Origin of the sequence: Jatrophihabitans cynanchi (assembly GCF_027247405.1) — a bacterium.
Taxonomy (GTDB): Bacteria; Actinomycetota; Actinomycetes; order Mycobacteriales; family Jatrophihabitantaceae; genus Jatrophihabitans_B; species Jatrophihabitans_B cynanchi.
Window position 1 is genome coordinate 3,105,935 of the sequence record NZ_CP097463.1, and the last position, 18,573, is coordinate 3,124,507.

Here is an 18,573-nt window from a genome sequence, read left to right on the forward strand (position 1 = left end):
GCATGGACCGAGTCATCGACGTCCACACCCACTACGTGCCGAAGGGGTGGCCGGATCTCGCGCGACCCGACGGCACCGGGCCGGCCGTCCCGTCGCTGCGGCTGGAGTCCGAGACCGACGCGCTGATCATGCTCGGGACGCGTGAGTTCCGGCGGATCCGTTCCGACTGCTGGGACGCCGACGTGCGGCTGGCCGACATGGACGCCGACGGAGTGCGGGCGCAGGTCGTCTCGCCGACCCCGGTGTTCTTCTCCTACGCGCACGACGTTCGGCAGGCGGCGCGCATCGCGACCATCGTGAACGATCTGGCGCTGGAGATCTGCGCGCCCGCGGCCGGACGGCTGGTGCCGTTCTGCCAGGTGCCGCTGCAGGACACCGACGCCGCCTGCCGCGAACTGGAACGCTGCCTGGCGGCGGGCCATGTGGGTGTCGAGATCGGCAACCACGTCGGTGACCGCGACCTGGACGACGAGGGCATCGCGACGTTCCTGCAGCACGCGGCCTCGCTCGGCGCGCCGGTGTTCGTGCACCCGTGGGACATGCCGACCTCACCGCGGCTGGACCGGTGGATGGCGCGCTGGCTGACCGGCATGCCCGCCGAGACGCACCTGTCGATCCTCGCGATGATCCTCGGCGGGGTGTTCGACAAGGTCGGTGACGACCTGCGGATCTGCTTCGCGCACGGCGGCGGCTCGTTCGCGTTCTGGGTGGGCCGGATGGACAACGCGTGGCGTGCCCGAAACGACATCGTCGGCACGTCCGCGTACGAACCGTCGCACTACCTGGGCCGGTTCTACGTCGACAGCGTGGTGTTCGACGAGCGGGCGCTCCGGTTGCTCGTCGACACGGTCGGCGGCGACCGGGTGATGGTCGGCAGCGACTACCCGTACCCGCTGGGCGAGCGGCCGGCCGGCGGGCTGGTGCGCGGCAGTGCTTTCCTGGACGACTCGACGAGAGCGAAGATCCTGCACAGCAACGCAGAAAGGTTCCTCGGCACCCGATGACCACTCTTGGCCCCTCAGCAGGGCGACACGCCGCGACGGACCCTGCAACGGGGCCAACCCGGGCGGAGGCGCTGGACGCGGCCGACCCGGTGCCCTCGCATCGGTCCGAGTTCCACGTCCCGCCGGACCCGTCCGGCCGCTACGCCGAGGCGGCCTACTTCGCCGGCAACTCGCTCGGCCTGCAGCCGCGGGTGATCCGCGAGCGGCTGCACAGCGAACTCGACGACTGGGCGCGGCTCGGCGTGGAGGGCCACACCGAAGGCACGCGGCCCTGGGTGAGCTACCACGAACTGCTGCGCGAGCCGGCCGCCCGGCTGGTGGGGGCGCTGCCCCGCGAGGTCGTCGTGATGAACTCGCTGACGGTGAACCTGCACCTGATGATGATCAGCTTCTACCGGCCGACCGCCGAGCGGCACGCGATCGTGATCGAGGACAGCGCGTTCCCGTCGGACAGTTACGCGGTGCGTAGCCAGGCCGCCTTCCACGGCTACGACCCGGACGAGGCGGTGATCAGGCTGCGTCCGCGCGACGGGGAGGCGGCACTGCGCACCGAGGACATCGCCGAATTCCTTGGCACGCATGGCGATCGGGTCGCACTCGTGCTGCTCGGCGCGGTGAACTACTACAGCGGGGAGTTCCTCGACATCCCGGCCGTCACCGCGGCCGGGCGCGCGGCGGGCGCGGTGGTCGGCTGGGACCTCGCCCACGCGGCGGGCAACGTCCCGCTGCGACTGCACGACTGGGACGTCGACTGGGCCGCCTGGTGCTCGTACAAGTACCTCAACAGCGGACCCGGCTCGCTGGCCGGCGCGTTCGTGCACGAACGGCACCTCGCCGATCGGTCGCTGCCCAAACTGGCCGGCTGGTGGTCGACCGATCCGGCCACCCGGTTCCGTATGGACCCGGTCGTCACGCCGGTCGACAGCGCCGACTCGTGGCAGCTGTCCAACCCTCCGATCCTGTCGATGGCCGCTGTCCTGGCGTCCCTGGAGATGTTCGACGCGGTGGGCCTGGATGCCTTGCGGGACAGGTCGATCCGGCTCACCGGGTACCTCGAGACGCTGCTCGATCAGCTCTGTGCCGGGCGCGAGGTGGAGCTGCTCACCCCGCGCGACCCGCAACGCCGCGGCGCGCAGCTGTCGGTGCGCATCGGTGGCCTGCGCGCGAGCGAGGTCAGCCAGTGGCTGCGCGCCGAGCACGGCGTGTTCGCCGACGCACGCAACCCGGACGTCATCCGGCTCGCGCCTGCGCCGATGTACAACACTTTCCACGACTGCTGGCGCGCGGCCACCGCGCTCGCCTCGGTGATGGACGACCATGGCTGAGCAGCAGCGCGTCGCCGTCGTCGGGGCGGGCCTCGCCGGCTGCCTGCTCGCCACTCTGCTCGGCCGGCGTGGCATCGCGGTGAGCGTCTACGAGCGGCGCGAGGACCCGCGGGTGACCGGCGCCGAGCGGGGCCGTTCGATCAACCTGGCGATCTCCGCACGCGGCCTGGACGCGCTCGAGCACGTGGGGCTGCGCGAGCAGGCGCTCGGCCAGGCGCTGCCGATGCACGGGCGGATGATCCACGGCACCGACGGCACGCAGGGCTTTCAGTCCTACAGCGCGGACGGGACGCGGGCGATCAACTCGATCAGCCGCAGCGAGCTCAACCATGCGCTGCTGGACGCCGCCGAGAAGACGCCCGGCGTCACGCTGCACTTCGGCCGCCGGCTGCGCGACGTGGACCTCAACACCGGCACGCTGGCGTTCGACGACGGCACCAGCGCACCGGCCGACATCGTGCTGGCCAGCGACGGCTCGTACAGCGCCGCGCGCAGGGCGGTGACCTTCCGCGAGGGCTTCACGTTCAGCCAGGACTACCTCGAGCACGGCTACAAGGAGCTGACGATCCCGGCGCAGAACGGGGCTCCCGCCGCCAATGGGGGCGTAGCCGGCGGGGGAAGCAAGTTCGCGCTCGACCCGGACGCGCTGCACATCTGGCCGCGCGGCGAGTCGATGATGATCGCGCTGCCCAACCTGGACCGCTCGTTCACCTGCACGCTGTTCTGGCCCAAGGGCGAGCTGGCCGCGCTGCAGACCGACGAGCAGATCACCGGCTACTTCCGCACGCACTACCCGGACGCCGCCCCGCTGATGCCCACGCTGGTCGAGGACTACCGGCTCAACCCGGTCGGATCCCTGGTCACGGTCAAGGCGTGGCCCTGGGTGCATCACGGTGGATCCGCGACATTGGCGCTGGTCGGCGACGCCGCGCACGCGATCGTCCCGTTCTTCGGCCAGGGCGCGAACTGTGCATTGGAGGACTGCGTCGAGATCGATCGTTGCCTGGGCGAGTTCGGCGGCGACTGGCAGCGGGCGCTGGCCGAGTACGAGCGGCGGCGCAAGGCCAACTGCGACGCGATCGCCGAGATGGCGCTGGACAACTTCGTCGAAATGCGGGACCGGGTGAACTCGCCGGTGTACCGAGCGAAGATGGCCGGGCAGCACTTCCTGGAAAGGCGGCTACCCGGCCACTACGTCTCGCGCTACGAGCTGGTGTCGTTCACGACGATGCCCTACGCGCGCATCCCGGCACGGATGCGGCGGCAGGGCCGGCTGACAGCCGTCGCCGGTGCCGGGCTGCTGGCTGGCACGCTCGCGATAGTGCGTCGCGCGCTTCGGTGAATGAAGCGCCACACGGCGCTCACGACGATGCTGTCGCGGTGGGCGCGGGGTTGGGCTGACGCGCGTTGCCGCCGGAGTGGTTCGAGTGCGTCGGCTGCGGCGAATGCGTGTTCCGTGCCTGGCTGGGCATGGCCGGATGCGTCGGGTGGGCCGGATGGGTCGGGTGCGTGCTCGGCTTGCCCGGGTGCGCGGCCGACGAGCTGAGCAGTGTCGCGCAGTAGCCGCTGACGCCGTCCGCGCCGCCCGCGGCGTTGATCAGGACGGTGAACGCCGGGTTCTGCAACGCCTTGCCGTGCGAGTTCGCCACCCCGGCCAGGTAGGCGGTGCACAGCCCGTGCAGCGACGGCGACGGGACCGCGCCCGAGGGCTCCGCGCTGCCGCTGGTCTCGTCCGCGGACGAGGAAGTCGAGGTGCCGTCGGTCGGGGGAACCGACGGCACCGTCGGCGAGGCATCGGTGCTGGAGTCCGATTCCGCCGGGTCGGTCGGCTGCGCTGACGAGATCGCCGGCGCGGCCAGCCGGGAGTGAGGTGAGAAGTGGCCGTCGGCGGCAGCGAGAGCGACACCGCCGGTGGCTGCTGCGACAGCGGTGCCGGCGAGGATCTTGGCCGCTACTGCCTTGGTCAACAAGGACTTGATCATCGAGGTTCTCCGCGTGGGGGGCGCGAGCTGGGGAGCGTGAGCCCGGAACTGCGCCAGTGCCGCCATTTCGGCAGCGGACTCGCCCGGTGCCGGTGCCGCGGAAGCGGCAGCGAGCAGCCGGCTGAGCGCGTCGTCGCCAGCGTGGTGCTGGTCGAGGATCGCGCGCGCCCGGCTTCGGGAGAGTCGCGCATTCGGGTGTGTGCTCATGACAACTCTTCAGCGATGAGGGCGCGGAAAATGTCACTGTCGGCGTCGTGCGGCCGAGTTCCGGGCGCCTCGGCCGGCATCGCGCGGTCCAGGTCCGCGGCCAGGGTGCGCAAGCCGCGGAAGGCGGCGGTGCGTACCGCCCCGGCCCGCTTGCCGAGCACGTGGCCGGCGGTCTTGGCGTCCAGCCCCATCACGACGCGCAGCAGCACCGCCTCGGCCTGTTCCTGTGGCAGCGTCCGGATCAGCGCGAGCGCGTCCTGGGTGGAGATCGCGGTGAGCGCATCGGTGTCGGCCTGATCGGCGGATGGGCGCTCGGCCAGGACCGCCTCGCTCGTTCCCGACGTCTGCGGGCGGCGGCGGGCGGTCCGCAGGTGGTCCATTGCGCGGTGCCGGCCGATGGTGCTGACCCAGCCGCGGAAGCCGTCGCCGTCGCCGCGGAACTTTCTCAGGTCGCGGCAGACCTGCGCCCAGGTCTCGGAGGCGACGTCCTCGGCGTCACCGGGCCCGACGAGTGCGCTCAGGTAGCGCACCAGGGCGGGATTGAGTGACCGGTACATGCGGCGGAACGCGTCCTCGTCGCCCGTCAGCAGGTCAGCCAGCGTGGCGTCGAATTCCTCCGCGGTCGGGCCGCCCATGCGTGATCCGGTCCTCCTTCGGGTCCATTGTGACAGCGCCTCGGGGCGCGAAAACGTCACACGGCCGCCGGATCTGTATCGGCAGCCATCGCCGCGACCTTTAGGCTCGCCGGACCATGACCCGCTGCCCGAGGCCCGATTCGCCTGCCTTGATCGCGCCGTCGCGCCGCGTTGCTGCCGGGGTGGTCGTCGCGGTCGCGGTGGCCGTGCTGGTCGTCCTGGCGCTGCGGTACCACGACGGCCGGTCCGCCGGGCGGTTCGACCGCACGGTGGACGGGTGGTTCACCGCGCACGTGAACTACCGCACCGCGCTCTGGTTCGCCGACCTGGGAAACGGGCCGGTCGTGCTGCTACTCGTCGTGCTGGCGGCCGCCGGCTGCCTCTGGCTGCGGTGGGTGCGGGGTGCACTGCTGGTGGCGCTCGCGCCGGCGGCCGCGGCCGCGGTGACCGAGTGGGTCGTCAAGCCGCTCGTGCACCGGACCAAGGACGGCTGGTTGGCCTATCCGAGCGGGCACACCAGCGGCTTCGGCGCGCTCGCGCTGGCGGTCGTGCTGCTCGTCCTGGGGCGGCGAGCGTTGTCCCGGGCCGTGCGCGCGACGGTGGCGGTGCTCGCCTCGCTGCTGCTGCTGGCCTGCATGCTCGGGCTGATCGCGTCCGACTACCACTACGCGACGGACGTGATCGGCGGGTTCTGCGTCGCCCTGGTCTGCGTCGTGGTCACGGCGCTGGCACTGGACGCGGCGGGCCCGCAGGCGCCGGCGTGGTTCGATTGACCACGATGACCGAGTCAGATGGCAGGCCCCGAGTCCGGATGACCGGCCGCGAACGGCGCGAGCAGTTGCTCGACGTCGGGCGCACGCTGTTCGCGCAGAAGGGTTTCGAGGCGACCTCCATCGAGGAGATCGCTGCGCGGGCCGGGGTGAGCAAGCCCGTCGTGTACGAGCACTTCGGCGGTAAGGAGGGGCTCTACGCCGTCGTCGTCGACCGCGAGATGAGCGACCTGCTCGAGCGGCTGACGTCCGCGCTGCGGGTCGGCCACCCCCGCAAGCTCGTCGAGCAGGCCGCGCTCGCGCTGCTCACCTACATCGAGGAGCAGACGGACGGGTTCCGCATCCTGTCCCGCGACTCGCCCGTCGCGAGTTCGACCGGGGGCACGTTCTCCTCGCTGCTGAACGACATCGCCAGCCAGGTGGAGCACATCTTGTCGCGCGAGTTCGAGCAGCGGAAGATCTCGACCAAGCTCGCGCCGATGTACGCGCAGATGCTGGTGGGGATGGTCGCGCTGACCGGGCAGTGGTGGCTGGAGGAGCGCAAGCCCAAGCGCGAGGTGGTGGCCGCGCACCTGGTGAACCTGGGCTGGAACGGCCTGGCGCACCTGGAGCCGGACCCCAAGCTGGTGACCCGCCCGCGCAAGGACTGACCTGCCCCGGCGAGTTCTGCCTGCCCTGCCGAGTGGCGACCGCGCTCCCCGAGTGGCGAGCTGATCGGCGCCACTCGACGGGTTCAGTCGCCACTCGCCGACGCAGTGCAGGACTTGTGGCCGATCGCCTGTGGATAACGTCGCCGCGCCACCGCGGAATGCCGCACACTGCCGTCATGATCGGGGTGGCACCGGACGCGGTGGACGAGCTGGCGCACCGTTGTCGGGCGGCGCTCGCCCGCCTGCCGGACGGCACCGTGCTCGCCGGCCTGACCGCGGCGCGGTTGCACGGGGTGTGGTTGCCGTCGGCGCGCGCCGAGGAACCGATCGAGGTGATCCTGCGTGGAGTCGGCATCGTCCCGCGGGCCGTGTCCGGTTCGATGCGCCCGGACGTACGGGGCCGGCGGCGGCAGTTGCGGCGCGCTGAGGTGGTGGTGCAGGACGGCCTGCCGCTCACCTGCGCGCCCCGCACCTGGGTCGACCTCGCGGAGCGGTTGCCGATGCCGGACCTGGTCGCGGCCGGTGACAGCCTGTTGCGGCGGCATGCCAATGCGCGCGAAGTGGAGCTTCTCATCGCCGATGCGCGCGGCCGGCGGGGGATCGTGCGCGCCCGCAGCGCTGTGACCCTGCTGGATCCTCGTTCCGGGTCGCGTCCGGAGAGCCATCTGCGCCTCGGGCTCCTGGCGGCGGGGCTCCCCGCGCCGGCCGTGAACACCGCCATCTACGACGAGCACGGGCAATGGCTGGCCGAACCCGATCTGCACTACAAGCAGGCGCGGCTGTGCCTGGAGTACAACGGCGCCATGCACGCGGACGTCGGCCGAATGCGCAGGGACATCACCCGCGCGCTCGATGTGGCCCGCGCGGAGTGGCTGACGCTGACGTTCGGCCCCGTCCAGGTCTTCCAGCGGATGTCCGAGTCGGTACAGATCGTCCGTACCTACTTGGACATTCGCGATGCTGGCTGGCGCCGGCGCCTACGCAGCTCGGCCTGACCAGCCGTCCAGCACCGCCGAGTGGCGACCGCGCCCCCCGAGTGGCGAGCTGATCGTCGCCACTCGAAGGGTTCAGTCGCCACTCGGCTCGGCAGCGAGCAGTAGCCACGACTCCTCGGCCGCCTCGCGGTCGGCGATCACGGTCCGCAGGTCGGCGTCGAGCTCGGCCACCCGGGCGAAGTCGGTCGCGTGCTCGGCCAGCGCCGCGTGCAGGGCGCGTTCACGCCTTTCCAGCGTGGCGATCTGCCGCTCCAGCCGGGTCAGCTCCTTGCGGGCGGCGCGGGTGTCACCGCGCTTCTCCCGCCGCTCGCCCGTACCGAGCAGAGCAGCTTTGCTCGGTACGGGCGAGCCGGCGGCGGACGCGGCGCGCCGGCGGTCCAGGTAGTCCTCCACCCCGCCAGGGAGTGCCGCGATCGTGACACCGCCACCTGCGCTGTCGAGCAGCGCGACCGTCGAGTCGCAGACCCGTTCCAGCAGGTAGCGGTCGTGGCTGACGACCACCAGCGTGCCGGCCCACGAGTCGAGCAGATCCTCCAGCGCGGCGAGCGTGTCGGTGTCCAGATCGTTCGTCGGCTCGTCCAGCAGCAGGACGTTCGGCTGCGCCAGCAGCAACCGCAGCAGCTGCAGCCGGCGCCGCTCGCCGCCGGAGAGCTCGCCGACCCGGGTCCACTGCTTGTCGTTGGCGAAGCCGAAGCGTTCGGCCAGTTGGGTCGCGGAGAGCTCGACGCCGGCCAGCTCGGCGGTGGTGCGCACCTCGCGCACGGCCTCGATCACCCGCAGCTCGGCCGGCAGCTCGGCGACCTCCTGGGACAGGTAGGCCGCGTGCACGGTCTGCCCGATCCGCACCGTGCCCGACGCCGGTTGCAGCGTCCCGGCCAGCAGCCGCAGCAGGTGCGTCTTGCCCGACCCGTTGACACCGATGATCCCGATCCGGTCGCCGGGCCCCACGTGCCAGCTCACCCGGTCCAGCAGCACGCGATCGCCGACCCGCACCGTCACGTCCTTCAGCTCGAACACGCTGCGCCCGAGCCGCCGTTGCGCCAGCGCCCGCAGCTCCACCGCTGACCGTGGCGCCGGGACGTCGGCGATCAGCGCCTCCGCCGCCTCGATGCGGAACTTCGGCTTGGACGTGCGGGCCGGGGCGCCGCGCCGCAACCAGGCCAGCTCCTTGCGCAGCAGGTTCTGCCGACGCGCCTCGGACGCCTCGGCCTGCCGGGCCCGCTCCGCCCTGGCCAGGACGTACGCCGCGTACCCCCCGTCGAACTGGCGGACGGTGCCGTCGGCGACCTCCCAGGTACGCGAGCACACCGCGTCCAGGAACCACCGGTCGTGGGTGACCGTGATCAGGGCGCCGCGCCGCGCAGAGAGATAGGACGCCAGCCAGGCGATGCCCTCGACGTCCAGGTGGTTCGTCGGCTCGTCCAGCACCAGCAGGTCGGCCTGCTGCACCAGCGCGGCCGCCAGCGCCACCCGCCGCCGTTCCCCGCCGGACAGCCGAGCGACGTCCGCATCGAGCCCGACCGAGGCCAGACCGAGCCCGGTCAGCACCTCGCGCACCGCCGCGTCACCGGCCCACTCATGGACGGCCGCCGCGCCGACCACCAGCGAGCGCACGTCCGCGCCTGCGGGGAACTCGCCACGCTGTGACACCGACGCGACCGTCACACCCCCGGTGCGGGTCACCCGGCCGCTGTCGGGCGCCTCGTCGGCCAGGATCAGGCGCAGCAGGGTGGTCTTGCCGCCACCGTTGCGCCCGACGACGCCGATCCGCTCGCCGGCCGCGATCCCGAGCGACACCGACTCGAACACGCGCGTCGTGCCGTAAGCCTTGTCGACGGCTTCCAGGTTGATCAGGTTCGCCATCAGCCCAGCACCCTCATCGGCCCAGCACCCTCATCGGCCCAGCACCGTCGCGCCGGGGACCGGACCGCGCGCAACCGTGGCGCGCGGCAGGTCAGCAGCCACCCGGCGCGCCGCGGGTTCGTCCGCGCACAGGAACGCGCAGGTCGGGCCGGAGCCGGAGACGATGCCGGCCAGCGCGCCTGCCTTCCGCCCGGCGGCCAGCACGGCGTGCAGCGCCGGCGCGAGCGAGAGGCAGGCCGGCTCGAGGTCGTTGTGCAGCGCCGCCGCGACCTCGTCCGGCCGCCCCGAGACGAGTGCGGCGCGCAACCCGGTCACGTCGAGCGCCGGCGGCGGCACCGCGCCCTCGGCCCGCAGCCGGTCCAGCTCGCGGTAGGCGTCACCGGCCGCGATGCCGAACTCCGCGGGCACCAGCACCCAGTGCAGTTCGCCGGTGGTGGGCAGCGGTTCGAGCAGCTCGCCGCGCCCGGTGCCCAGGGCCGTCCCGCCGACCAGCCCGAACGCCACGTCGCTTCCCAGCTCGGCCGCCAGCTCCGGCAGCACGACCGGGTCGGCGCCCCACAGCCGGGCGCAGCCGAGCAGCGCCGCCGCCGCGTCGGCCGACCCGCCGGCCATGCCGCCGGCCACCGGGATCTGCTTGGCGATCTCGACGCGGACCGGCGAACCGGCCCGGCAGCGGCTCGCGAGCAGCTCGGCCGCGCGCCACACCAGGTTGTCCGACCCGGTCGGCACGCCGGCCGCCGCCGGCCCGCTGACCCGCACGCCCATCGCGTCGGCCACCTGCACCGTCACCACGTCGTGCAGCCCGACCGCGTGAAACACCGTGACCAGCTCGTGGAAGCCGTCCGGGCGCAGCCCGCCCACGCCGAGATGCAGGTTCACCTTCGCGGGGACGCGCACGCGGGTGGGGGACACCGCGCCGATGCTAATGGCGGGCGATCCGGTGCCTGCCGCCGCTCAAGATCCGGTACCGGGTATTTGTCCCGGATGAGCATTGACAGCGCTTACGGGCCGGCGCTTGGATGAGATCCGGCTCACATAAGTTCACCCAAAGAACATACCTCGGGGCCGGACGGCGAGGGAGCGGGCATGGCCAGGTTGCGTACGGCATTCAGCGGCGTCCTCACCGCCATCACGGTGTTGGCCCTGGCCCAAGTGGCCGGCGCGACCCCGGGCACGGCGTCGCCGGCCGGCGCCCCGGGCGCACCCGGCGCGCTGAGCCACTTCGACCTGGCTCGCAAGGACTGCCTGGGCACGGCCCGCAACACCACGTCCAAGATCTGGTACACCGTCGCGAACGGGGTGCTCTCGGACGTCTATGCCCCGACGATCGACACCACCGACGTCGAGACCATGCAGTTCGTGGTCACCGACGGTGCGACCTTCACCGACCTGCAGACCCGCGACACGACCTACACGGTGCACACCGATCGCACCGGCATGCTCTGCACGATCACCTCGACGGCGCGGTCCGGCGCCTACCGGCTGATCACGACCTACCTCACCGACCCGTCGCGGGCGAGCGTCGTCGTCAACACCCGCTACCAGCCGCTGACCCGCGCCGCCCGCAGCTACGAGCTGTACGTACGCCTGGACGCGACGGTCGCAGGCAACGGGGGAGGCGGAGCCGCGGATACGGCAAACGGCGGGGCGGACAGCGCCACCGTCGATGCGGCAACGGGCGCGCTCGTCAGCTTCGACACCAACACCCGGACGAACGCCGCGAACCGCGACTACGCCGTCCCCAGCTACCTCGCGCTGCGCGCCGACCGGCCGTTCACCGCGGCGAGCTCCGGCTTCGTCGGCACCGCCAGCGACGGCCTCACCGAACTGGACGCCGGCCACGCGCTCGCCCCGCGCTACCCCGACGCGACCGGCGGCAACGTCGAGCAGACCGCGCGGCTGCAGCTCGACCGGCGCGGCAGCGCCACCCTGGCGCTCGGCTTCGGCACCACCCAGGCCGCGGCCGTCGACACCGCCGGGCGCACCGTCGGCACGCCACTCGCCGAGCTCGCCGGCCGCTACCTCGCCGGCTGGTACGGCTACGACGCGCAGCTGCGCCGGCCGAGCCGACACCTGCCCGGCCTGACCCGCGGCCAGCAGCGCGCCGCCGAGCACGAGTACTGGACGTCGGCGAACGTGCTGAAGGCCAGTGAGGACAAGACCTTCCCCGGTGCGATCGTCGCCTCGCTCGCCTCGCCGTGGGGCCAGGCGGTCTCGGCGGGCGACCCGAACAACACCTACTGGGGCTCGTACCGCGAGGTGTTCGCGCGTGACCTGTACGAGGCGTTCACCGGACTGCTCACCGACGGCGACCTCGCGACCGCCCGCGCCGCCACCCGCTTCCTGTTCCTGCGGCAGCAACAGCCGGACGGCTCGATGCCGCGCAACTCGCTCGTCAACGGCAAGACGGCGCCCGACTCGTTCAACACGCAGCTGGACGAGGCCGCGTACCCGATCCTGATGGCGTGGCAGTCCGGACTGGCCGGCGACGCGCAGCTGTGGCCGCACATCAAGGCGGCCGCCGACTTCCTGATCAGCCACGGGCCGGCGTCGGGCGTCGAGCGGTGGGAGGAGCAGAGCGGCTACTCGCCCTCGACCATCGCAGCCGAGATCGCCGGCTTGACCGCGGCCGGCGCGATCGCGGCGCGGCACGGCGACCGCGCGTCCGCCCGCGTCTTCCTCGCCACCGCCGACCAGTACCAGCGCAGCATCAAGGGCTGGACCGTCACCACCGACGGCCCGCTGTCGGACCGGCCCTACTTCATCCGGCTGTCCAAGACCGGCGACCCGAACGCCGCGATCAGCTACAACCTCAACAACGGCGGCCCGACGCTCGACCAGCGCACCGTCATCGACGCCGGCTTCCAGGAACTCGTCCGCCTCGGCGAGCTGGCCGCCGACGACCCGGACGTGCAGAACTCGCTGCGCGTCGTCGACGCGACCATCGCCAGGCAGACACCGAGCGGCACCGGCTACCTGCGCTACAACGGCGACGGCTACGGCGACTGCCATGTCGGCGCCGGGACGTCGTGCTCCGCCGAAGGCGCGCCGTGGGCGCCGTCGGGGGTGGGCACCGGGCACGTCTGGCCGGTGCTCGCGGCCGAGCGTGGGCAGCAGGAACTGGCTGTCGGCGACCGCGCCGCGGCTGCACGGCAGCTGGCCGCGATCGACGCGATGTCGACGGCCGGCGCGCTGGTGCCCGAGCAGGCGTGGGACGCACCGGACGTCCCCGCGGCCCCGTGGGGGAGCGACCCGACGACCGCGTCGATCGGGTTCACCGACGGTGCGCCCGCCGGGTCGGCCGCGCCGCTGACCTGGGGCGCGGCCGCACAGGTGCGGCTGGTCGCCGACCTGTCCACCGGCCGCATCCTGGACAAGCCCGACCTCACCACGTCCCGGTACGTGACGCACCGCCAGCGCGGCACGTCACTGACCGTCACCTCGCCTCAGGACAAGACCGCCGTCACCGGCACGACGATCGCGGTCGCGGGCACGGCCGTAGCGGGCGCGACCGTGGACATCGCCGACGTCGCGACCGACCGCAACGACGTCACGACCACCACCACGGTCACTGCGGCCGCCGACGGCAGCTTCCACGCCGACGTCACGGCGGCGGCGGGCACCAACGTGGTCGTCGTGACCAGCACCGCGCCGGACGGCGGTACCGCACAAGCTGTGCGCACCGTCGTGAACGACGTCGTCGAGGGGACGCTGCTGTTCGACGCGAGCGACCCGACGGGCGACGACAACGGGCCGGGCAACTACGCCTACCCGACGGCCGGCGACTTCCACGCCGGTGCCTACGACCTGACCGACTTCCAGGTGTACGACACGGGCGACACGGTCACCTTCCGGGTGCAGACCCGCGACCTGGCGCCGACGTTCGGCAGTGCGCTCGGTGCCCAGCTCGTGGACGTGTACGTGCACGAGCCCGGGACGGCGCCGACCTCGACCGCCGCGTCGTTCCCGCAGCGCAACTACACGATCGCAGCTGCGGACGCGTGGAGCCGGCTGATCGAGGTGCAGGGCTTCGGCCAGCGGTTCGTCGACGCGTCCGGCGCCACGGTCGGAACCGTCGCGATCAGCGCGAACGAGATCTCCCGCTACATCACCTTCTCGGTCGCCAAGTCCGCGCTGGGCGGGACGCCCGCCGCGGGCTGGGCGTTCACGCTCGCGCTGACCGGGCAGGACGGCTACAGCCCGGACCAGGCGCGCGCGTTCACGCCCACGCCGGGCGGGTACTCGTTCGGCGTCTGCGCGAGCGCGAGCAGCGCGCCGGTGTGCACCGTCGACCCGGCCACCGTCCCGAAGGTGATGGACACGATCACCCCGGCGGGGACGGCCCAGTCCGACGAGCTGGACTACCTGGCGCACCACCCGGTCACGCTCGGCGGCCTGCCGCTCTGACTACCAGCTGCCGCACAGCCGGACCAGCAGGTACCGCACAGGAAGGGTCTGCGACAATCGGCGGCATGCAAGGCGACTCCGCGTTGCAGCACAGCGAGCTGCCGGCATCGCTGCCGACGGATCGCGCTGCCCGATCGACGATCGGGGTGGGTTCGGCGTCCGCGCCGCCCGGCTCGTACTGGGGCCGGGTCGCCGCTGCCCCGCGGCCGGAGCCGGAATCGGAGCCGGAATCGGCGCCGGAGCAGTACCAGCAGCCGGCCTCGCCGGCGGCCACGGTCGCGCCGCCACAGTCGCCGCTACAGTCACCGCCACCGACCGAGCCGCCGGTTCCGAGCCCGCCAGCTCCGATCCCGCCGGTTCCGGCCCCGCCGAGCGATGCCGAGCGGCGGCTGGCCGAGGCGCACGAGGAGGCGCAGGCGCTCATCGCCGACGCGGTGGAGCAGGCCGGGCTGCTGGCCCGCCGGGCCGAGGCCGACGCCGACGCGCTGCTCGTCGAAGCGCGTGCCGAGGCCGACCAGATGACGGCCGCCGCGCGTGAATCGGCCCGCGTCGTGCGCGAACAGGCCGATGCGATCATCGCGGCCGCGCGCACCGGCAGCCAGGAGCAGCGCGACAGCGCGGCGGCCGAGGTGGCCCGGCTGCGCAGCGATCACGACGCCCGGCTGGCCGCCGAGCAGGCCGCCCACGAGGAGCAGCTGCGCGGCCTGCGGGTCGAGGCCGAGGCCGCCGCGGAGCGGCACACCGCGGCTGCCCGCGCCGAGGCCGAGCGCATCGTGGCGGCGGCACTGCGCGATGTCGAGGACGCCCGGCTGGACGCCGAGACGGTCCGCGCCGACGCGCGGGTGCAGGGTGAGCGGCTGGTCGAGGCGGCCCGGGTGAACGCCGCCCGCGAGATCGCCGACGCCGTCGAGCACACCAAGTGGACCCAGCAGACCATCGCCGACCTGCTCGCCGCCGCGGAGGAGGACGGCGCGATCATCCGCCGGCGCGCGCACCACGACGCGGCGGCGGCCGTGCGCTCCACCCGCGCTCATCTCACCGGCATCCTGGCCGCGGCCCGCGGGCGGCTCACCGAGCAGTTCGAGCAGCTGCGCCGCGACGAGCGCGAGCAGGCCGACCGCGCCGCGGCCATCCTCGCCCGCGCCGAGGCAGAGGCCGAGAAGCTCCTGGCCGAGGCGCACGTGGAGGCCGAGCGCACCGTCAGCCGGGCCGAAGCCGACGCCGGAGCCCGGCTCGAGCGCGCCGAGCGGCGGCTGGCCGAGGCGGAGGCAGGTGCCCGCACCGTCCGCGAACGGGTCACCGACGACCTCAGCCGAGCGCACCGCGAGGCCCAGGACCTGCGCCGCACCGCGAAGGACGAGGCGATCGCCATCGTCGCCGCCGCGCGCACCGAGTCGGACGCGATCCGCAGCTCGGCGCGCGGCATGCTCGCCGAGGCGCGCGCGGAGGCCGCGGTGCTCAAGGCGCATCGCGACGCGATCGCCGACGAGCTCGGGAACCTGTCCGGCGTCATCGAGGCGCTGGCGGTGTCCGAACGGGCCCGCGCACCCGAGTCCGGGGCCGCACCCGTCCGGGACGACGCGCCCGGCCCGGAAGCCGAACCTGTCCGAGAAGCTGCGTCCGTTCACGCGCCCGACCAGACACCACCCACCGACGCCGATTGGCCAACCGGTCCGATCCGGCTTTGCGACGAGATGGATCCCACGGATGACTGACAACGCCCCCACCGCTTCCTTCCGCACCGTGATGCGCGGTTACGACCCGAACGAGGTCGACCGGTACGTCGGCGAGCTCGGCGCCGTCGCCGCGAACGCGAAGCTGCAGGCCGCCGAGCTGTCCCGCCAGGTCGAGCAGCTGAAAGCCGTCGTCGAGGAGGCCCGCCGCAGGGCAGACGAGCCGCCGCCGACCCCGACGTTCGCCGACTTCGGCGCGCGCGTCGGGCAAATCTTGGAGCTGGCCGAGCAGGAGGCGGCCGAGCTGCGAACCGGCGCCGCCGAGGAGGCGGACAAGCTGCTCGCCGAGGCCGAGGAGACGACCGGCAAGCAACGCGCCGACGCCGAGCGGTACGCGCGCGACACCCGCAGCGCGGCCGATCAGGAGGCGTCCAGGATCGTCGAGGAAGCCAAGCGCACGTCCGACCAGCTGCTCGACGACGCCGACCGGCAGGCGACCGCCCGCCGCGAGGAGGCCGAGGCGCTGTACGAGCAGCAGCGGGCCAAGGCCGCCAAGTCCGCGGCCGATTTCGAGCAGACGCTCGCGATCCGCCGCAGCGAGGCCGAGAAGGTGTTCCGCGAGCGGACCGCCCTTGCCGAGCAGCAGCTCGCCGAGGCGCAGGCCCACATCGCCGGGCTGCGGCAGGAGAACGAGCGCGCCAACGCCGAGGCGGCCCGGGCGGCCGCCGCGCTGACCGCGGAGTCGCAGCAGAAGGCCGAGCAGATCGTGGCCGACGCCGTCGCGCGCGCCGACCGGATCCGCGCCGAGTCCGAGCGTGAGCTGGCCGCCGCCACGCAGCGTCGCGACAGCATCAACGCGCAGCTGACCAACGTGCGGCAGATGCTCGCGACGCTGTCCGGGACGAATCCGGCCGCCTTCGGGCTGGGGGCCGACGACCTGGCGACCGAGCCGGCCGAGCAGTCCGAGGACCTCGACGGCGCCGCTCGGGCCGACGAGCCGGTCGCGCTCCAGAAGGGCAAGAAGGGGTAGCCGGGCACGTCGAATACTCCTGGTCCGTTGTCACAGTCGGCTCATAGGGTGGGCCGGCATCCGGCGGACGACGGGGGTACTGACGATGGTGGACGTGATCCGGGCTACCGGCCTGGTCAAGAAGTACGGCGCGGTGCACGCGCTGGACGGGCTCGACCTGGCCGTCCCGGAGGGCACCGTGCTCGGGCTGCTGGGCCCGAACGGGGCGGGCAAGACGACCGCCGTGCGGATCCTGACCACCCTGCTGCAGGCCGACGGCGGTCACGCCGAGGTCGCCGGCTTCGACGTTGCCGAGCGGCCCGGCGAGGTGCGGGCACGGATCGGGCTGTCCGGGCAGTATGCGGCGGTCGACGAGTACCTGACCGGCTACGAGAACCTGGACATGGTCGGGCGGCTGTACGGGCTCGGTGGGCGGACCTCGCGCGAGCGGGCCCGCGAACTGCTGCGGCGGTTCGATCTGGTCGACGCCGGCGATCGCCCCGTCAAGACGTACTCCGGCGGGATGCGGCGCCGGCTCGACCTGGCCGGGGCCCTCGTCGCCGAGCCGAGGGTGCTGTTCCTGGACGAGCCGACGACCGGCCTGGACCCGCGTAGCCGTGCCGACATGTGGGACGTGATCGTCGAACTGGTGAGCGGCGGGGTCACCCTGCTGCTGACCACCCAGTACCTGGAGGAGGCCGACCGGCTGGCCGACAAGATCATGGTGATCGACCACGGCCGGGCGATCGCCCAGGGCACCGCGGACGAGTTGAAGGCCCAGGTCGGCGGCGAGCGGGTCGAGGTCGTCGTCGGCCGGGCGGACGAACTGGCCCGGGCCGAATCGATCCTGGCCGAACTCGCGGGCGCAGCGGTCACCGTCGAGCCGCACACCCGGCAGATCACGGCGCCGGTGCAAGGCGGTGCGCGCGTGCTCACCGAGGCGCTGCGCCGACTGGACGCGGCCGGCGTGGTCGTCCTGGACGTCGCGCTGCGCCGTCCCACCCTCGACGACGTCTTCCTCACCCTCACCGGCCATGCTGCCGAGGATTCGGCCGGCGACGCGGGAGACAGCGAGCGGCTCGAGGATGCGGACCAGCCGAGCGCGGCGGCACGCTCATGAGCGGCAATGCATTGGCAGACGGGGCGATCATCGCCAAGCGCAACCTGATCAAGATCAAGCGGGTTCCCGACCTGCTGGTGTTCTCGACGCTCTCGCCGATCATGTTCATCCTGCTGTTCGCCTACGTGTTCGGCAGCGCGATCGACGTCCCGGGTCAGAGCTACCGCGAGTTCCTGATCCCCGGGATCTTCGCGCAGACCGTCATCTTCGGCGCCACGATCACCGGCGCGGGCCTGGCCGACGACATGCAGAAGGGCATCATCGACCGGTTCCGGTCGCTGCCCATCTCCCGGTCGGCCGTGCTGGTCGGGCGCACCGGCAGCGACGTCATGAACAACGTGCTGGTCATCTTCATCATGTCGGTCACCGGGCTGATCGTGGGCTGGCGGATCCGTTCGTCCGTGCCGGAGGCGATCGCCGGCTTCCTGCTGCTGCTGGCCTTCGCCTACGCGGTCAGCTGGATCATGGCCTGGGTCGGCCTGCTCGTGCCGAGCCCGGAGGTCGTCAACAACGCCTCCTTCATGATCATCTTTCCGTTGACGTTCATCGCCAACACGTTCGTCCCGACGAACAACTTCCCGGCCGTGCTCAAGGCGATCGCGAACTGGAACCCGGTGTCCTCGGTGACGCAGGCGGCCAGGAACCTGTTCGGTAACACCAGCGACAAGGCCAAGACGCCCGGCGCCTGGTCGCTCGAGCATCCCGAGCTGTACACCCTCGGCTGGGTGGTCGTGATCCTCGTGGTGTTCATCCCGCTCTCGGTGCGCCAGTATCAGCGGGCCGCCAGCCGCTGAGGGCGCCTGCGCGGGCGGGCGTAGCAGCCGGTAGGCTGGTGTGGTTGCCCCGGCGAGGGATCGGCTCGCACGTCGAGCGTCCGTGATCGACGCGGTGTCGTTCGTCGACGCGCGTCCCGCGTCCGAGGCACCGCGAGTG

At 72.6% G+C, this 18,573-nt stretch carries 15 protein-coding genes; 11 read left to right on the plus strand and 4 right to left on the minus strand.

From position 1 onward, the window contains the following. The first annotated feature begins 2 nt into the window (after nt 1-2). From M6B22_RS15165 to M6B22_RS15175, 3 genes are read left to right on the plus strand one after another with little or no spacing between them, the layout of a single operon-like run. Nucleotides 3-1,004 carry an amidohydrolase family protein gene (locus tag M6B22_RS15165; protein WP_269442401.1) on the plus strand — a complete coding sequence of 334 codons (1,002 nt, stop codon included), beginning with the start codon at nt 3-5 and terminating at the stop codon, nt 1,002-1,004. Continuing rightward, complete coding sequence (gene kynU, locus M6B22_RS15170) at nt 1,001-2,329, plus strand: kynureninase (protein ID WP_269442402.1); 1,329 nt, start codon at nt 1,001-1,003, stop codon at nt 2,327-2,329. Before M6B22_RS15165 ends, kynU begins: the two co-directional genes overlap by 4 nt. Next, nucleotides 2,322-3,671 carry an FAD-dependent oxidoreductase gene (locus M6B22_RS15175; RefSeq protein ID WP_269442403.1) on the plus strand — a complete coding sequence of 450 codons (1,350 nt, stop codon included), beginning with the start codon at nt 2,322-2,324 and terminating at the stop codon, nt 3,669-3,671. Before kynU ends, M6B22_RS15175 begins: the two co-directional genes overlap by 8 nt. A gap of 19 nt (nt 3,672-3,690) precedes the next feature. Here the strand turns inward: M6B22_RS15175 and M6B22_RS15180 are convergent, their stop codons facing one another. Both M6B22_RS15180 and M6B22_RS15185 read right to left on the minus strand, forming a co-directional pair. Next, nucleotides 3,691-4,518: a hypothetical protein gene (locus M6B22_RS15180; protein ID WP_269442404.1), complete on the minus strand. Its 828-nt coding sequence runs from the start codon at nt 4,516-4,518 to the stop codon at nt 3,691-3,693. Then, a complete protein-coding gene (locus M6B22_RS15185; protein ID WP_269442405.1) occupies nt 4,515-5,153 on the minus strand; it encodes an RNA polymerase sigma factor in 639 nt (212 codons plus the stop codon). The genes M6B22_RS15180 and M6B22_RS15185 overlap by 4 nt, the downstream gene beginning before the upstream one ends. A 116-nt stretch (nt 5,154-5,269) precedes the next feature. Here M6B22_RS15185 and M6B22_RS15190 point away from each other — a divergent pair, with 116 nt between their 5' ends. From M6B22_RS15190 to M6B22_RS15200, 3 genes are all read left to right on the plus strand, one after another. Beyond that, the gene (locus tag M6B22_RS15190; protein WP_269442406.1) at nt 5,270-5,926 is read left to right on the plus strand and encodes a phosphatase PAP2 family protein; all 657 of its coding nucleotides are present in this window, start codon (nt 5,270-5,272) and stop codon (nt 5,924-5,926) included. 5 nt (nt 5,927-5,931) lie between these two features. Then, nucleotides 5,932-6,573, plus strand: coding sequence for a TetR/AcrR family transcriptional regulator (locus M6B22_RS15195; protein WP_269442407.1), 642 nt, complete (start codon nt 5,932-5,934; stop codon nt 6,571-6,573). Between the two features lie 176 nt (nt 6,574-6,749). Further along, nucleotides 6,750-7,568, plus strand: a complete 819-nt coding sequence (locus tag M6B22_RS15200) for a hypothetical protein (RefSeq protein WP_269442408.1) — start codon at nt 6,750-6,752, stop codon at nt 7,566-7,568. A gap of 72 nt (nt 7,569-7,640) precedes the next feature. On the opposite strand, the gene M6B22_RS15205 is transcribed toward M6B22_RS15200, so the two are convergent. Then, nucleotides 7,641-9,431 carry an ABC-F family ATP-binding cassette domain-containing protein gene (locus M6B22_RS15205; RefSeq protein ID WP_269442409.1) on the minus strand — a complete coding sequence of 597 codons (1,791 nt, stop codon included), beginning with the start codon at nt 9,429-9,431 and terminating at the stop codon, nt 7,641-7,643. Nucleotides 9,432-9,461: 30 nt separating this feature from the next. Then, complete coding sequence (locus tag M6B22_RS15210) at nt 9,462-10,352, minus strand: 4-(cytidine 5'-diphospho)-2-C-methyl-D-erythritol kinase (protein ID WP_407935715.1); 891 nt, start codon at nt 10,350-10,352, stop codon at nt 9,462-9,464. Nucleotides 10,353-10,517: 165 nt separating this feature from the next. Between M6B22_RS15210 and M6B22_RS15215 the strand changes: the two genes are divergently transcribed. From M6B22_RS15215 to M6B22_RS15235, 5 genes are all read left to right on the plus strand, one after another. Further along, nucleotides 10,518-13,838, plus strand: a complete 3,321-nt coding sequence (locus M6B22_RS15215; protein WP_269442411.1) for a glucodextranase DOMON-like domain-containing protein — start codon at nt 10,518-10,520, stop codon at nt 13,836-13,838. 65 nt (nt 13,839-13,903) lie between these two features. Next, nucleotides 13,904-15,553 (plus strand): coiled-coil domain-containing protein, encoded by a 1,650-nt coding sequence (locus tag M6B22_RS15220; protein ID WP_269442412.1) that lies wholly within the window; start codon nt 13,904-13,906, stop codon nt 15,551-15,553. Continuing rightward, nucleotides 15,546-16,541 (plus strand): DivIVA domain-containing protein, encoded by a 996-nt coding sequence (locus tag M6B22_RS15225; protein ID WP_269442413.1) that lies wholly within the window; start codon nt 15,546-15,548, stop codon nt 16,539-16,541. Before M6B22_RS15220 ends, M6B22_RS15225 begins: the two co-directional genes overlap by 8 nt. Before the next feature lie 85 nt (nt 16,542-16,626). Further along, nucleotides 16,627-17,640, plus strand: coding sequence for an ATP-binding cassette domain-containing protein (locus M6B22_RS15230; RefSeq protein WP_407935531.1), 1,014 nt, complete (start codon nt 16,627-16,629; stop codon nt 17,638-17,640). After that, nucleotides 17,637-18,434, plus strand: a complete 798-nt coding sequence (locus M6B22_RS15235; protein WP_269442415.1) for an ABC transporter permease — start codon at nt 17,637-17,639, stop codon at nt 18,432-18,434. The genes M6B22_RS15230 and M6B22_RS15235 overlap by 4 nt, the downstream gene beginning before the upstream one ends. Nucleotides 18,435-18,573 lie beyond the last annotated feature (139 nt).

Bases quoted from the DNA above. Each gene is read 5' to 3' on its own strand.
- M6B22_RS15195 (WP_269442407.1), top strand. From the start codon at position 5,932: ATGACCGAGTCAGATGGCAGGCCCCGAGTCCGGATGACCGGCCGCGAA.
- kynU (WP_269442402.1), top strand. From the start codon at position 1,001: ATGACCACTCTTGGCCCCTCAGCAGGGCGACACGCCGCGACGGACCCT.
- M6B22_RS15215 (WP_269442411.1), top strand. From the start codon at position 10,518: ATGGCCAGGTTGCGTACGGCATTCAGCGGCGTCCTCACCGCCATCACG.
- M6B22_RS15225 (WP_269442413.1), top strand. From the start codon at position 15,546: ATGACTGACAACGCCCCCACCGCTTCCTTCCGCACCGTGATGCGCGGT.
- M6B22_RS15190 (WP_269442406.1), top strand. From the start codon at position 5,270: ATGACCCGCTGCCCGAGGCCCGATTCGCCTGCCTTGATCGCGCCGTCG.
- M6B22_RS15235 (WP_269442415.1), top strand. From the start codon at position 17,637: ATGAGCGGCAATGCATTGGCAGACGGGGCGATCATCGCCAAGCGCAAC.
- M6B22_RS15220 (WP_269442412.1), top strand. From the start codon at position 13,904: ATGCAAGGCGACTCCGCGTTGCAGCACAGCGAGCTGCCGGCATCGCTG.
- M6B22_RS15185 (WP_269442405.1), bottom strand. From the start codon at position 5,153: ATGGGCGGCCCGACCGCGGAGGAATTCGACGCCACGCTGGCTGACCTG.
- M6B22_RS15180 (WP_269442404.1), bottom strand. From the start codon at position 4,518: ATGAGCACACACCCGAATGCGCGACTCTCCCGAAGCCGGGCGCGCGCG.
- M6B22_RS15205 (WP_269442409.1), bottom strand. From the start codon at position 9,431: ATGGCGAACCTGATCAACCTGGAAGCCGTCGACAAGGCTTACGGCACG.
- M6B22_RS15175 (WP_269442403.1), top strand. From the start codon at position 2,322: ATGGCTGAGCAGCAGCGCGTCGCCGTCGTCGGGGCGGGCCTCGCCGGC.
- M6B22_RS15165 (WP_269442401.1), top strand. From the start codon at position 3: ATGGACCGAGTCATCGACGTCCACACCCACTACGTGCCGAAGGGGTGG.
- M6B22_RS15230 (WP_407935531.1), top strand. From the start codon at position 16,627: ATGGTGGACGTGATCCGGGCTACCGGCCTGGTCAAGAAGTACGGCGCG.
- M6B22_RS15200 (WP_269442408.1), top strand. From the start codon at position 6,750: ATGATCGGGGTGGCACCGGACGCGGTGGACGAGCTGGCGCACCGTTGT.